The sequence below is a fragment of the Haloarcula salina genome (genome assembly GCF_049603855.1).
Classification (GTDB): Archaea; Halobacteriota; Halobacteria; order Halobacteriales; family Haloarculaceae; genus Haloarcula; species Haloarcula salina_A.
The window spans coordinates 1,804,978-1,819,610 of record NZ_CP187146.1 but is presented as its reverse complement, the minus strand read 5'-3'; the positions used below and the strand labels follow the sequence as shown (position 1 = coordinate 1,819,610).

General features: G+C 66.5%; 15 protein-coding genes. 7 read left to right on the top strand and 8 right to left on the bottom strand.

What is annotated here, in order from left to right; translation table 11 throughout:
* Positions 1-31 precede the first annotated feature (31 nt).
* A complete protein-coding gene (locus ACOZ4I_RS09275; protein ID WP_423998799.1) occupies positions 32-307 on the bottom strand; it encodes an acylphosphatase in 276 nt (91 codons plus the stop codon).
* 53 nt (positions 308-360) lie between these two features.
* Entirely contained in the window at positions 361-1,269 is a 909-nt protein-coding gene (locus ACOZ4I_RS09270; protein ID WP_423998797.1) for a DNA-3-methyladenine glycosylase family protein, read from the bottom strand.
* A 258-nt stretch (positions 1,270-1,527) separates the two neighbouring features.
* Here ACOZ4I_RS09270 and ACOZ4I_RS09265 point away from each other — a divergent pair, with 258 nt between their 5' ends.
* Positions 1,528-1,995 carry a DUF555 domain-containing protein gene (locus ACOZ4I_RS09265; protein WP_423998795.1) on the top strand — a complete coding sequence of 156 codons (468 nt, stop codon included), beginning with the start codon at positions 1,528-1,530 and terminating at the stop codon, positions 1,993-1,995.
* Between the two features lie 155 nt (positions 1,996-2,150).
* On the opposite strand, the gene ACOZ4I_RS09260 is transcribed toward ACOZ4I_RS09265, so the two are convergent.
* Positions 2,151-2,387 carry a UPF0058 family protein gene (locus tag ACOZ4I_RS09260; RefSeq protein WP_423998793.1) on the bottom strand — a complete coding sequence of 79 codons (237 nt, stop codon included), beginning with the start codon at positions 2,385-2,387 and terminating at the stop codon, positions 2,151-2,153.
* A gap of 495 nt (positions 2,388-2,882) precedes the next feature.
* On the opposite strand from ACOZ4I_RS09260, the gene ACOZ4I_RS09255 reads away from it, so the two are divergent.
* The 6 genes from ACOZ4I_RS09255 to ACOZ4I_RS09230 all read left to right on the top strand — a co-directional run bounded on the left by ACOZ4I_RS09255 (position 2,883) and on the right by ACOZ4I_RS09230 (position 10,111).
* Positions 2,883-3,527, top strand: coding sequence for an alpha/beta hydrolase (locus tag ACOZ4I_RS09255; RefSeq protein WP_423998791.1), 645 nt, complete (start codon positions 2,883-2,885; stop codon positions 3,525-3,527).
* A gap of 126 nt (positions 3,528-3,653) precedes the next feature.
* Positions 3,654-4,838 (top strand): vWA domain-containing protein, encoded by a 1,185-nt coding sequence (locus ACOZ4I_RS09250; RefSeq protein ID WP_423998789.1) that lies wholly within the window; start codon positions 3,654-3,656, stop codon positions 4,836-4,838.
* 56 nt (positions 4,839-4,894) lie between these two features.
* Positions 4,895-6,133: a protein kinase domain-containing protein gene (locus ACOZ4I_RS09245; protein WP_423998787.1), complete on the top strand. Its 1,239-nt coding sequence runs from the start codon at positions 4,895-4,897 to the stop codon at positions 6,131-6,133.
* The gene (locus ACOZ4I_RS09240; protein WP_423998785.1) at positions 6,130-7,455 is read left to right on the top strand and encodes a PP2C family protein-serine/threonine phosphatase; all 1,326 of its coding nucleotides are present in this window, start codon (positions 6,130-6,132) and stop codon (positions 7,453-7,455) included. Before ACOZ4I_RS09245 ends, ACOZ4I_RS09240 begins: the two co-directional genes overlap by 4 nt.
* Positions 7,456-7,516: 61 nt before the next feature.
* Positions 7,517-8,818, top strand: coding sequence for a double zinc ribbon domain-containing protein (locus ACOZ4I_RS09235; protein WP_423998783.1), 1,302 nt, complete (start codon positions 7,517-7,519; stop codon positions 8,816-8,818).
* A gap of 54 nt (positions 8,819-8,872) precedes the next feature.
* Entirely contained in the window at positions 8,873-10,111 is a 1,239-nt protein-coding gene (locus ACOZ4I_RS09230; protein WP_423998781.1) for a zinc ribbon domain-containing protein, read from the top strand.
* A 21-nt stretch (positions 10,112-10,132) separates the two neighbouring features.
* Here the strand turns inward: ACOZ4I_RS09230 and ACOZ4I_RS09225 are convergent, their stop codons facing one another.
* From ACOZ4I_RS09225 to ACOZ4I_RS09205, 5 genes are read right to left on the bottom strand one after another with little or no spacing between them, the layout of a single operon-like run.
* A complete protein-coding gene (locus ACOZ4I_RS09225; RefSeq protein ID WP_423998779.1) occupies positions 10,133-10,441 on the bottom strand; it encodes an Hsp20/alpha crystallin family protein in 309 nt (102 codons plus the stop codon).
* Between the two features lie 47 nt (positions 10,442-10,488).
* A complete protein-coding gene (locus tag ACOZ4I_RS09220) occupies positions 10,489-11,040 on the bottom strand; it encodes a hypothetical protein (RefSeq protein ID WP_423998777.1) in 552 nt (183 codons plus the stop codon).
* A gap of 21 nt (positions 11,041-11,061) precedes the next feature.
* The gene (locus ACOZ4I_RS09215; RefSeq protein ID WP_423998775.1) at positions 11,062-12,750 is read right to left on the bottom strand and encodes a b(o/a)3-type cytochrome-c oxidase subunit 1; all 1,689 of its coding nucleotides are present in this window, start codon (positions 12,748-12,750) and stop codon (positions 11,062-11,064) included.
* Positions 12,750-13,316, bottom strand: coding sequence for a cytochrome c oxidase subunit II (locus ACOZ4I_RS09210; protein WP_423998773.1), 567 nt, complete (start codon positions 13,314-13,316; stop codon positions 12,750-12,752). The genes ACOZ4I_RS09215 and ACOZ4I_RS09210 overlap by 1 nt, the downstream gene beginning before the upstream one ends.
* Positions 13,317-13,320: 4 nt before the next feature.
* Positions 13,321-14,538 carry a halocyanin domain-containing protein gene (locus tag ACOZ4I_RS09205; protein ID WP_423998771.1) on the bottom strand — a complete coding sequence of 406 codons (1,218 nt, stop codon included), beginning with the start codon at positions 14,536-14,538 and terminating at the stop codon, positions 13,321-13,323.
* Between the last annotated feature and the right edge of the window lie 95 nt (positions 14,539-14,633).

The window sequence follows — 14,633 nt, the reverse complement described above, 5'->3', positions numbered from 1 at the left end:
CGCCACCGAAGTAACTCTACGGGACGGCGGCCTACCAGCGAACCTCGAAGCCGTCGATGCCCTCCGGCTCCCCGTACTCGACCGCCACGTCTGTCACGTTCGCGCGATCGCTACCCTCGTGACAGAACTCGACCATCGCGTCGACGTCGTCTTCGGGCCCCTCGAACACCGCTTCGACGCGGCCGTCGTCGAGGTTCCGGACCCAGCCATCGACCCCCCGCTTCTGGGCCCGCTCTCGCGTCGTCGCTCGGTAGTAGACGCCCTGGACGCGGCCGGAGACGAAGACGTGCGCTCGCGTTCGAGACATGTTCGGAGGCTTGCCCGGCGACCCTCGTTATACTGTCGGCTGGGCGCCGTCCGTCACTCGGCGTCGCCGCCGGTACGGAGGTAGTGAAAGAGGTAGGTCTGGGCGTATCCGGCGTACTCGCCGCCGAGCGCCGACCGGATCGCCCGCGAGGTGTCGGCGTAGTTCCCGCGGTCACACTCGGGATAGTACTCCTCGATGGTCGACCGGATCCACGTGTCGAGCGGGACCGCTTCGAGGAAATCGAGCGAGAACAGGAGGACGCAGTCGGCGACCTTCTGTCCGACGCCGACGAAGCGGGTCAGCGACTCGCGCGCCGCCTCGTAGTCCAGCCCGGTCGCCTCGTCGGGGTGGGCTTCACCGGTGGCCACCATCTCCGCCGTCCGCTGGACGTAGGGGGCGCGGTAGCCGAGTCCGAGGTCGCGGAGCGCGTCCTCGCTCGTCTCGGCGAGCGCGCTCGGCGTCGGATAGGCCCGGTAGGTCGCTCCGTCGAACTCGACCGTCTCCCCGTAGGCCTCCCGGAGCGCCCGTTGCATCCCGTGGATGCGCGAGACGCGCATCTGCGCCGAACAGATGAACGAGATCAGCGAGCCGAAGGGCGGGTCCCGAACCAGCCGCATCCCCCAGTACGCGTCGTACGCGTCCTGAACCACTTCGTCGTCGGGGGCGGCGGCGCGAATCTCGTCGAGGTCGTCGCCGAGGCGCAGCAGTCGGCGAACGTCGCGCTCTGCCTCTACGGTCGACTCCCACTCCAGGCGGGCCTCGCGCTGGCGGACCCGGATGACGTGAGGTGTCCCCTCGCGCCTGACGGTCGTCCAGTACCAGCCGTCGTCGCCGGTCGCCCCTTCTGTCTCGTACATCCGACCGTCTTCCCGGTTCCAGAGGTAAGATTGTCCGCTCTCGACGGTCGACTGCAACTCGATGCCGCCGGCGAGCGTATCGGTGTCGATGACACCCTGTTCCATTGTATCCCAGAAATCGCCCCACGGCTATCCGAGTTTCGAGTCACGTCGGGCTATCGAACGAGTGAATTGCGACGAGCCAGCCGTCGGCACTGTCAGTTACACGGTACCGTCTGTCTTTCGAGGGTGTGATGATTTGATCGGCGGTATTCAGTTTTGCTCGATCCCGCTCTCCCTCCGTCTCTCGGTGAAAAACGCGATGTCGTAGCGTCTCTCGACACCGACCTAACCTTCATTATATTGGAAAATGTACATACCAACATGAATTGCCGAGTTGTCGTCGAGGCCGCCGTGCCAGTCTACGACGTCGAATCCGCGGACGAGGCGGTTCGGATCGCGATCTCGAAGACGGGTGAGATGCTGAACCCGGACCTCAACTACGTCGAGATCAACATGGGCGACCGGCACTGTCCCCACTGCGGGGAGACGCTCGACCCCGCGTTCCTCGCCGCCGACGAGAGCCTCGTGGCCCTCGAACTCGAAATGACTGTGTTCAACGTCGAACGCGACGAACACGCCGCACGGATCGCGCGTAAAGAGATCGGGCAGCGCCTCGAGAACATCCCGCTAGACGTACTCGAAATCGAGGAGATCCCGGAGGAATCCGACGACGACGCCGAGACGTCGGAGTCGACAGACGACACCGATCAGTCCGACGCGGCGACGACAGACGACACGGACGAATCTGGCGACGTGCTTCCCGAGTTCGAGGAACTGATCGACGAGTGAGGGGCCGAGGCAGCAGGACTGATTCGCGGCCGTTGCAAACACGTACGATCGCTAAGAGGTCCCGGCGGCGAGACACTCTCGCATTTTGATATATCTGCGCGGAAAAGCGGCGTCGCTGTGGTGGAGTGGTGACTGGGGAAACAGCGGGAAGGTTTTCAGTCCGCAGCCGCAGAAACGGGCTCTTTCGTCTCGTCACTCATCTCGGATGCGATCCCGTCGGCGATCGCAAAAACGGCAGCTTTGTGGTCAGTCTTCGACTTGTGAATCGATGTCGGCTTGACGCCCAGTTCCTCGTATTCGTCGTGGTCGACCTCTGTCCCGGTTTCTGCTTCGAAGTGGTTCTGTACCTGTGCAAGCAGGCCGTGAAGGTGGATGAGCTCCTGCTTTTTCATGGTCAACCCAAGCTAACAACTCGAAGGTTATAGTACTACTCTGATGAAGGTTAACACACTACTTTTCCATATCGTATCGTAGTTAGCAACGGCATAGATTCGCCCCCTTTATTTTATATCTAAACTCCTGAATTTATGGGACCGGTTACGTGATGGGTCCCGAATACGTCACTCCCTTTGATCGGCTGTGGGCGTCGACCGGACGGGACGTCGTCAGGCGAGCCCTCTAGCACGGTGATACTCGACTATCAGGTGGCTAATAGACAGTTTCACCCACTCGATTCATGGCGTCGTTCGGGCCGATCGGTAAACAGTAGACGAGTGGCCGAGCGTCGAACCCGTCCACAGATTGACTGATGTTCCCAGTCAAGTGGCTCCGCGTGGTACGTGTGATATGGTCGTTACGCCCAACAGACGGGTTGAGTTCCATGATGACACGCAACGGGCCGGCCCTCGCGTTCGAACCGGCGCGGTCCGGTTCGCGGAGGGTCCACGATGAGCGGCCCGCACCAGGACCAGCAGCGGTTGACCGCGGGCACGCCGCTCGCGGAGGCGAACGCCGCGGCGGTGCTCGTCCACGGGCGGGGTGCGACCGCACGGAGCATCGTCCAGATGGCGTCCGAATTCCAGCGCGACGGCCTGGCGCTGCTCGCGCCCCAGGCGGCCCGGAACACGTGGTATCCGAACTCGTTTCTGGCCCCGGTCGAGCAGAACGAACCCGGCCGCACCTCCGGGCTCCAGGCGGTCGAAGACGCGGTCACCGAGGCGGCCGAGGCCGGGATACCGACCGACCGGGTGCTCGTCCTCGGGTTCTCACAGGGGGCGTGCCTTGCGAGCGAGTTCGTCGCGCGAAATCCGCGGCGGTACGGCGGGCTGGTGGCGCTCAGCGGCGGACTCATCGGGGAGACGATCGACGAGGACGCGTACGAGGGCGACCTCGAAGCCACGCCGGTGTTCGTCGGGTGCAGTGACGTCGACCCGCACATACCCATCGAACGCGTTCACGAGACCACGCGGGTGTTCGAGCAGCTGAACGGCGACGTGGAGGAGCGAATCTACGAGGGGATGGGCCACGGCGTCAATCAGGACGAGATCGGGTACGTTTCGTCACTGGTCGACGACCTCCTCGCCGAGACGTAGGTCGCGCGGTGGGTAGAAACTGATTACTTCACCCGAACTTGGGGTTATGTACTCTCTAAGAACGGACTCTTTTTTCACTCGATTCGGGGAAAACATATAATTAGGACGTATGTCCCATCTTACGGTATGGCTGCAACTGTCGTGACCGAGGTCAATAGACCGTACGTGCCGACGGAGGGGGCGAAACTGACGGCCGAGATCGAAGTCGAACCGGGGGCGATGGAAGAGCGGCCCACGCGACAGATCGCGCTCTGCATCGACGCGAGCGGCTCGATGGCCGGTGACGACATCGAACAGGCGCGGGCGGGGGCCGAGTGGGTGTTCGGCCTCCTCGACGAGGACGACTACGTCTCCATCGTCGCGTTCGACAACGATGTCACGACCGTACTCGCGCCTACGCGCTGGGGCGACATCACGCGCGATGCGGCGCTCGACGCTATCACGGACATCTCCGCGGGCGGCGGGACAGACATGTACCGCGGCCTCCTCGAAGCGAAGGAATCGCTTCGGGACCTGCCGAGCGACGACACGACGGCGCGTCGGGTGCTCTTGCTCTCGGACGGCAAGGACAACTCTCACGATCCCGAGGCGTTCGCCGAACTGGCACGCGAGATCGACAGCGAGGGCATCCGAATCAAGGCCGCCGGCATCGGGAGCGACTACCGCGAGGAGACGATTCGGACCCTCGGGACCGTCGCCCGCGGCGAGTGGACCCACCTCGACGCCGCCGGCGACATCGAGTCGTTCTTCGGCGACGCCGTCGAGGAGGCCGGGACCGTCGTCGCACCGGACGCCCGACTCGAACTGGACGTGGCCGACGGCGTCGAGGTCAGCGAGGTGTACCGCGCGCTCCCCCAGACCCAGTCCGTTGACCTCGACTGGGCGGACAACGCGACCGTCGTCCCGCTCCCGGACCTGCTCGAACGGGAGACCCAGCGCGTGGTCCTGAAGGTGCACGCGCCCGCCCACGAACCCGGACGTGCGGTGTCGCTGGCTGACGTCACGCTATCGGCCGGGGGCGAGACAGTACACGGCGCGATCACGGTCGACTACACCGACGACGAGTCGAAACTCGCGACCCACAACGAACAGGTGGACGTAGACCACCGCCAGACGGTCATCAAGACCGAACTCGGTCGGGGCAACGTCGCGGAGGCCCAGACGCAACTGGAGCGGATGACGCGCATCCACGGCGAGGACACCGAGGCTGTCCAGTCCGCCGAGCGCGAGACGCGGATCGTCATGGAAGGCGGCCGCAAGGAGCAGAATCGGGCGACGAAGATCGTCACGGACGAGGGCATCCAGAAGTGACCGCCCTGCGCCGTCGAGACCGCACAGCCGTCGCCGTCCGCCCGAGCTAACGTGCTATGACCTGGGAACCAGAGACGGGCGACGTCATCGCCGGCCGGTACGAACTTGAAGCGTTCCTCGGCAAGGGCGGCTTCGCGAAGGCCTATCGCGCTCGCGACACGGAGACCGGCGACATCGTCGTCCTCAAGCACCCGAACTACACCGAGTCACAGAACGACCCGGCCATCATCGAGGAGTACTTCGGGAAAGAGGCGGAGTCGCTCGAACGCATCCGGCTCGCCGGCGGGCACGAGAACGTGATGGACTACTACGACACCGTCACGGAGCGCGACGTGCCCTTTCTGGTCGTCGAACTCGTCACGGACGGGATCGAACTCGACGAGGTCATCGACCAGCACGGCCCCATCGCGGACACCGAGCAGGTGCGCCAGATCGGAATCGACCTCTGTGACGCGATGGGCTTTCTCCACGAGAACGAAATCGTCTACCGCGACCTGAAGCCCGAGAACGTCATGCTCACACCGGACATCACGCCGACGCTCATCGACTTCAACACGGCGACCGGCTTCGACGCCTCGGGCGACCCGTCGACCGGGAACAACGGGACGACCATCCTCGGGCCGTTCAAGCCCCGCGAGGTGGCCGAAGCGAGTCGCACCGACGTTCGACAGGGGCCGTGGTCCGACGTGTACTCGATCGGGAAGATCCTGCTCTTCCTGCTCAAGGGAAGCGTCCCGAAGAAGGACGGCGTGAACCCCCAGGATTTCGGTGCGGACTGCGAGGACTACCTCGCGGAAATCGTCGAGCGCGCGACCCAGACCGATTACCGCGACCGGTACCGCAACGCGACCGTCCTGAAGGAGGTCCTCGAACGCAAGGACCCCAGACCGCCGGCGACCGCGTCGATCACGTACATCCAGGCGGGGACGCGGTTCACGGTCGAACCCGGCGACACGATCGGCCGCGAGGGCGCGAACGGCCCGTCCGCGTCGATCACCATCGAGGATCCACAGGGCGAGTACATCTCCTCGGTCCAGGTCCAGTTCGACACCGAGGACGGCGACTGGTACCTCCACGACCGCAGCCTCAACGGCACCTTCGTCCAGAAGGGGGCCGGCTGGCAGCGCGTCCTCTCCTCGCCGGGTCGCGAGCGGCTGCGGACGGAGGGCGAGGATCCGACTGATAGGCATGGAAACGTCCCGCCGGAGTCGATCCGGCTCAGGGACGGCGACCTGGTATCGCTCGTCCACCCGACCTACGGCGTCACGTTCGAGTTCCACCCGGAGGAGTCATGAGATACAGCACCAACTACGACATCGGCGAGCGGAAGCGAGGACAGGGAATCAACGAGGACAGCGTCTCCGTGACGGTGTTCGAGGAGGGTCACCGCGACGGCTACCGCGGGCAGGACCGGCAGGTCGACGACGAGGCTGATGCCGCGGCCGCGGACCCCGAGGCCGAGACAACCGACGAGGCCGACGACAGCGGAGAAGCCACCGATCACGGCGAACCCGGAGCGGACGAGGAGGACGGTGATCCCGAGACGGCCGCGGAGAGCGACGATGGTGCCTCCGACGCCGATGACGAGCACGGCGACGACGCGGTGGCCGCGGCACAGCCGGGCCCCGACGTGAGCGACCACTCCGACACGGACGACGCGGGCGAGGGTGCCGAGTCCGACGGTCGACCGATGAACCGTTCAGCCGCCGTGTTCGTCGTCGCAGACGGTGCTGGCGGCCACGACGCGGGCGACGTGGCGTCGTACATCGCCACGACGGTGGTGGCCGAGGAGCTGGCACCGATGGCGATTCGGACGGCCCGGAGCTACCCGAACGGGTTCGACGTCGACGTGGCCCGCGGCGTCCTGCCCGACCCCCCTGGCGAGGGCGAGATTCAGGACGCCGTGGCGGAGGCGATCACGGCAGCCCACCGCGAGATCATCCGCTACGCCGACGAGACCGGCACGCAGTCCTACACGACCGTCGTCGCGGGCATCTACGTCGACGGCAAACTCCACTACGGCTGGGTCGGCGACAGCCGGGCGTACGTCGTCAACGGCGCTCGCGAGACGATCTCGGCGCTCACCCGAGACCACGCCGTCGTCCAGGAGTGGGAAGACAGCGGTGAGATCGACTCCGTCGAGGCTCACGTCCACCCCAACGGCAACGAGATCACGCGCGCGCTCGGCGGCTCCGGCTACGAGGACCCCGAGCGCGCGTCCGTCGAGGTAGACACGCGGACGGTCCGACTGTACGCCGAGGACACCGTCGTGGCAACGAGCGACGGTCTCATCGACGCCCAGACCGACGCCCCTCGACTGTACGAGGAGTACGTCGAGTCCGACAGCTCCGAGGCGGTCGCCGACCGGATTCGCGAGCGGGTCGTCACCGACGACGACATCCGCGATGTCGTGCTCGAATCCACCTCGCTCGACGCCGCCAGCCGAGATCTTGTCACGCTGGCGAACGAACGCGGCGGGAAGGACAACGTCTCGGTGGTCTTACTTGCCGACGACGCGCTCCCGGAAACGCCGGACGAGGGCGGAATCCCCGTTCGAGATATCGATCCTGATATCGACATTTCTGAACGTGACACGGTGATTATGACAGACGAATAGCGAGAAAGTTTAGCGGGAGTAAGTATTTTATTTCCTCCCCATTTAATCCCAAACGAATCTCATGCCCGAACCCGACCGAACCGTACAGTGCCCCATCTGCGACGCCGACTTCGACCCGGCCGTCGCGGGCGGGTGGTGTACGAATCCAGATTGCGGCGAGTGGCAGTACGACGGCGATATCGAGGAGGGAGACGCCGGCGGGACCGGCGAGGGACCGGCGGCCGACGTCGAACTGCTCGAAGACACCGCGTCGCCCGACCGACTGCCCTCGACACCCGGTCCGGCGACGAACGGCCACCACGCCGAATCAGAGACCGAGACCGACACGGTCGAGGCGGTGCCGGCCGAGGTCGTCGACGACCAGCGCCGCGACGCTCCGGCAGTGACCGCCGACGAGGCGGTGGACGCACAGACACCAGCGGACCACGGTGACGACGCGACACCGCCTCCCGATCACGAGGCCGAGTCGACGACACCGGTGTCGGCCGATGGCGACGAACCGACCGGCGGCGACTCGGCCCAGAACGACGCCGAACCGGCAGACGAGCAGGCCGACGCTGCCGAACCGGCGGACGATGAGGCCGACGCTGCCGAACCGGCAGACGAGCAGGCCGACGCTGTTGCACCAGTGGACGATGAGGCCGACGCTGCTGAACCGGCGGACGAGCGGATCGGCGAGGCCGAACAGACTGGCGACGCCGAACCCACGGACGAGCAGACTGAGGATGCTGAACCGGTGACCGAGCCGGCCACGATCGACTGCCCCGACTGTGGACGGGAACTCGACGCCGACGCGAACTTCTGTCTCGACTGCGGTGCGGACGTCCGAGAGCTCCCGGCCGCCGGTCCCGAACCGCTCGACTCGTGCCCCGAGTGTGGCACGGACGTCGACGACGAGGCGAGCTTCTGTATCAACTGCGGCGAGAACCTCGATTCCCACCGCGATGGCGCGGGCGAAACGGATTCGGACGACGATTCCGGTACTCCCGACTCGGCCGGCTCGCCGACCGGCGACGCAGTCGAGGCCCTGTCGTCGCAGTCGTCCAGCGAGGCGAGCGTTCCCGACGCACTCGTGCTCTCGGTCGCGGGCCGCGACATCGACGTGACGGACGGTGACCGGGTCGGCCGGGAGATCCGTGCGGCGCTGATCGACGCCGGCAAGCCGGAGGACGAAGCGGTTCGGATCCACCGGGAGCACGTCCGGTTCGATCGGGAAGCGGACGGGTACTACCTGGTCGACCTGGGCGACAACCCGACGCAACTCAACGGAACGACCCTCCAGAAAGGTGACCGCGAGCGCGTCGAACCCGGGGACGAACTCGAACTGTCCGGCGTGGTCACCATCGCCATTCGGGCTCGGTGACGACGCGTGTTGGGCGGTCGGTCGGGAACGGACGGGTCCTCGTCCCGAGGGCGATTGGTCGCGGAACTCCGCGAATCCGTCTCGGTACTGCGGGCTGAACGCTGGCTGTTCCTCGGACTGGTTCTGGCATGGATCGCGTACGGCGCCTGGGTCGTCGCCACCGGACTCGCACTGCGTCGAGCCCCGGTCGAACTCGATAGCACGGCCGTCGCCGCGGTCGGTGGCGTCGAGGTCACCGCGACCGCCGTCGTCGCGGCCGTCGCGTGGCTCGTCGTCCCGGCGCTGGCCGCCGTCTGGCTCGTCAACCGACGGCTCCGAAACGACTACGGCAATCTCGCGGACGCGTACCGGTTCGACCACCCCGCCCTGTTACTGGTCGTCCCCGGCGTCGCCCTCGCGTGCTGTCTCGGTCTCAGCGTGGCGCTCGGTCGGAGCGTCGTGCTGACAGCCGTGGCGGTGGCCGCCACGGCACACCTCGTCGTGCGAACCGTGGCCTACGGCCACCGCGTGTACACGCTGTCGTCACCTGCGTCGCTATCGGTGCTCGTGTTCCTGACGGCGCTCACGTTCGCCGTCGGGTGGCTTGCTCGAACACCCGTCCTCGGCGTTCCGACGCTGGTCGACTGGCTGGCCCGGGCCGGTGTCGACCGGACGGTCGGTCCCGTTCTCGACGCGGTCGGCGTCACGCCGACGCTGGCTGGCACCGCCGCCGTCGCCGTCCCTGGGACGCTGGTGGCGGCCTATCTCGCCGTGCAGTCCGCCGCCGGGGCCGTGGTGCGGTCGCGCGCCCCCCTCGCCGACCCGCAACGGCGGCCGGACCAGCGATTCCCCATCATGCCGCCGGTGGCGACGCGCGACGCCGAACCTGAGACGGACCCGACTGAGACAGATGAATCTGCCCGTTCGAGCCCGGCGGCTGAGTCAGCAGAGTCGACAACCGATACCGGCGGTTCGGACGCGGCACGACACACCGGAACGCGGGTGTATTCGCCGGGCGAGACGGCCGCCGCCGAGCAGTCGGCTCCGAGTTCTGCCGACGACGACTCCGCGACCGACGCGCCAGCGGTCGACGGTGTCCGGGCGGACGAAGCCGCCACGACCGAGACGGACACTAGTCGGGCCGAACGCGGAGAGAGCTCGACGGAGACCGCCGATTCGGGCTCGGACGAGTGGATCGACGACACCTCGGTGTTCACGCCGGAGCGCCGCGAGGGCTCGTCGGAACGGCACTGTCCTGATTGCGGCGAAGTCGTCTCGCCCGACGCGAGTCGCTGTCCGAACTGCGATTCGTGAGGCCACTGAGACGGACGACTGTCAGTACTCCACGTCGATGCGGTGGTCTTCCGGCGTCTCGTCGCTGATCGGTGCGGTGACCGTGAGGACGCCGTCCTCGTACGACGCCGAGATGTCGTGGCCCTCGATTGGACTGGAGAGGCCGATGCTCCGGTGGAACACCCGGTGGCGCTCTCCCGACTTCCCCTCGACGGCCTCGACGTGGAGTCGCCCGTTACGCCAGCGGACCTCGATGTCTTCCGGGTCGTGGTCGGGAAGGTCGAACAGCACGACGTAGGTGTCGTCTTCTCGGTACAGCTCGATGCCCTTCCGTGGGTGATGTTCTGTCATCCTTCAGGATTGTTCACACCCGAGGGCAAAAACGATTCCTACGGCTCTCAGCGATTGGAAACCGGGATATCACCGAGCGTCACCGTGTGTGACTCCGTCGTCGGCGTGCCGTCCGGCGGATACCGTAGTGTGGTCACCGCGAGGCGGCCGGGGCGCTCGCCGGGCGGCAGGAGCCACGACTCGGTCACCGTCGCCGACTCGCCCGGCCGGATTCGGTCGGTCGTCGCGGCCCCGTCGACGGTCGTCCCGCTCCGACTGGTGACCGCGCCGAGGCGCACGGCGGCAGGTGTCTGCCCGGTGTTCGTGGCGTTCACCGTGACGGTGACTCGCCAGCCGTCGTTCTCCGTGACGACCGAGGCCGACTCGATGCGCGCACTCAGGTTCGTCTCGTCGAGTATCTCGTCGCCGGTGACGACTCCCGTCTCGGCGGCCGTCGGCGTTTCGGGAGCCGCGTCGCCGCCACCCCCGTCGCCCACGACGTGATGGCCAAGCATACTACCGAACGTGGCCACCTCGATGAGGATCGGCAGGCCGATTCCGATGACGATGAGGAGACGGATGAGCGTCTTCTGTTCCGGTCCGTCGACGTCTTCGAACATGATGTGAAAGGGGAAGTCGATTTAGACGGGGATGGGCGGACTCCCGGGAGCGAATAGTCCGTCCGCGACCATGCTGGCCAGCGGCGGACCGTACGCGATGACGATGAGCAGCAGGGCGATGGCCGTCCAGAGCTTGTAGTTGTCGAGGATGCGCGGGCTGTGCTCCGGGCCGGACAGCGGGGCCGGGATGGTGCCGTTGACCGACAGCGTCCCGCCGCGGCGGGCGAGCAGCGTGTCGGCCATCACCACGAGGAACAGCGCCGCGCCGACGAACAGCAGGAAGCCGCCGATAGCGATCTGGAGTCGCATCTCGGCGACCGTGCCGGCGACGCCCTGGAAGGCGAACTCGTCGTAGGTCGGTTCGGCGGTCCGTCGGGGGATGCCGGCCAGGCCGGCGCGGTGCATCGCGTTCGACATCAGCGCCATGCCGACGAACCAGACGTACGGCTGGATGACGGCCAGACTGCGCTGGCGAAGCGGCTTGCCGGTGATCTGGGGGAGCAGCCAGTAGCTGATCGCCATCGCCGTCAGCGCGAACGCGGTGCCGACGGTGAGGTGGAAGTGGCCGGGCACCCAGATGGTGTTGTGTATGAGGTAGTTGATGTTCATCCCGGCGTTGATCATGCCGGAGAAGCCACCGGCGGCGAACATCAGGCCGGCGAGCGCACAGCCGGAGAAGGCCGGCTCGTCCCATGGGAGGTCACGGAGCCACGAGAGGTAGCCCGAACCCCCGTTCTGGCGCGCCCCGTGTTCGAGCGAGGCGACGACGGTGAACGCCGTCAGCAGCGAGGGCAACAGCAGGAACATCGTGTTCGTCATGGCGATGAACTTGTAGCCCTCGGGGATGCCGGGGTCGACGTACTGGTGGTGGAAGCCGACCGGGGTCGACAGGAGCAGGAAGGCGACGAAGACCACGCGGGCGAGCGGGTCGCTGAACAGGCGACCGCCCGCGAGCTTCGGCAGGATCGTGTACCAGACGAGGTACGCCGGCATGAGCCAGAAGTACACGACCGGGTGGCCGAAGTACCAGAACAGCGTCCGGGTCAGCAGCGGGTCGACGTTCTGGATGAGCCCGAGCGACCACGGGATGAGGAAGACGACGACCTCGACGGCGACGCCGATGGTGGAGATGTACCACATCAGCATCGTCGTCAGCACCATGAACGTCTGCAGCGGGATGCGCTCGTCGGGATTGTCCGCGCGCCACTCCCACAGCGCCTTGAAGTAGGCGGCCCCGGCGATCCAGGAGCCGACGATGATGAGCGCGGCCCCGATGTAGAACGCGGGGTGTGCCTTCATCGGCGCGTAGAAGGTAAAGAGCACGTCGGCACTCAGCGAGTGACCGAGGATCGACGGCGCGCCGAACAGGCCGCCGAGGATGGCCACGGCGGCCAGCACGGTCCCCGTGAGCATGATCCAGAAGGCCGGCCAGGCGATGCGCTGGGGCAGTTCGCGTTCGAGGCTACTGGCGACGGCCCACGCGAACAGCCCCGCGATGAAGAACGTCGTGAACACCAGCGCGAGCAGGACGCCGTGGGCCGTCAGGATGGTGTAGTAGTCGGCCGAGCTGACGAACCCGCGGAACACGCCGGTCCGGTGGAGCGCCTGCACCACGCCGAACAGCGCGCCGATACCGAGCGCGGCGAAGGCGACGATGAACTCGCTTCTGATGAGCTTGGACGTTTTCGGATAGGAATCGACGAACACCATCAGTGAGCCACCTCCGGGGATTGCAGCTGTGTCTCGTTCATACGCTGTGATTGCTGGGATTCGTACTCGTCCTGTGGGACGACTTCGACGGAACCGCCCATCGTGTGGTGGGCCGCCCCGCAGTACTCGTGACAGACTAGCCCGTACGTGCCGGGCTCGTCGAACCGCACCGAGACCTCCGCGACCTGTCCGGGGATGACCATCGTGTTGATGTTGGTCTCGACCACGGAGAACCCGTGGACCACGTCCGCGCTGGTCACGTAGAACGTCACCCTCGCGTCCGCGGGCACGCGAATCGGATTGTCACCGGATCCGGGGACGAACTGGAACTGCCGAGCGACGACGTACACGGAGTAGTTGTCCTCGCCGTCCTGATATACACCGGGGTCGTCGAACTCCGTCCCGGTGTCGCCGCTCTGTACCTCCTGTGCGTTGATCTCTCCGCCCGAGTCGTCGACCATCGCGACGCCGACGCCCACGCTGCCGTAGGCGACTGTCGCGATGAAGCCGACGATGAGCAGGAGCGCTGCGCCGAGCCAGACTTTCTCGAATCTATGGACCTGCATGGTATCACCCGATCACCGTGACGCGGCCGAGGAACTCCACGAAGTACATGAACACCCACAGCAGGGCGATCAGCACGAAGTAGAAGGCGACCAGTGCCGCCGTCCCCTTCGGGTCGTAGTCGTCGTGGCCGATCTCGACCGCCGGTTCCGTCTCCGCCGCTTCCTCGACCGGTGCCGGCCCGGACGCGAGCGTGAGGTCGTCGCTCGTCGCGGGCGGTTGTTCGCTGTAGCGCCGTCGCATCGCCGCCGCGAACAGGAGCGGCGAGAAGAACGCGAGCAGGACCGAGCCGGAGAGCAGCCACTGAGGTCCGGACAGTTCGATGCCCTCGCCGCGGCCGCCACCGCTTCCGCCGCTGCCGCCGAGCGGTCCGCCGACGACGACGGCGCCCTTCATGCCGAGGGACTCGTGGGGCACGCAGACGTAGTTGTAGATGCCCATCTCCTCGAAGGTGTAGCTGTAGGTCGTGCCGGCCTCGGCGACGGCCGAGCCGGAGTCGAGCGGGCCGTCGCCGTCGGAGACGACGTTGTGTCCGCCACCCTCGCCGTTCCAGCGCCAGACGACCTCCGTGCCGGGCGTGACGCGGACCGCCGGTGGGTCGAACGCGAAGTAACCGTTGTTGCCCTGGGCACCGACGGTAATCTCGACCGTGTCCTGGTCGGTCCTGTCGACGGTCGTCCCGTCGAAGTTCGAGACGCCCTCGAACCAGCCGCCGTAATCGGGGTTCGCCGGCGGTCCTTCGGGCGTCCCGCCGTTCCCGCCACTGCCACCACTGCCGCCGCCACCGGGGCGGACGACGACGGCGCCCTTCATGCCGAGGGTCTCGTGGGGCACGCAGACGTACTTGTAGATGCCCTCTGACTCGAAGGTGTGGCTGTAGGTCGTGCCGGACTCGGCGACGGCCGACCCGGAGTTGAGCGGGCCGTCGCCGTCGGAGACGACGTTGTGCCCGCCGCCCTCCCCGTTCCACCGCCAGACGACCTCCGTGCCGGGGCTGACCATCACGGCCGCGGGGTCGAACGCGAAGTTGCCGTTGTTGCCCTGCGCACCGACGGTGATCTCGACCGTGTCCTGGCCCCGTTTGTCGACGGTCCCGTCGTAGTTCGAGACGTTGTCGAACCAGCCGCCGTAGTCCGGTTCCTCCTGTGCCGATGCCGTGCCGGTCGCGCCCAGCGCCGCCGCGCCGGCCGCCGCGCCGACGAACTGTCGACGATTCAGTGCCATGTTCGCTCCCTTGCTGAAACGGGCGACAGCCCACCGTTCGGTCCAGCTATTCGTCGAGCCATATTCGATGGCACACTGCTATATTCAAAAAAGGC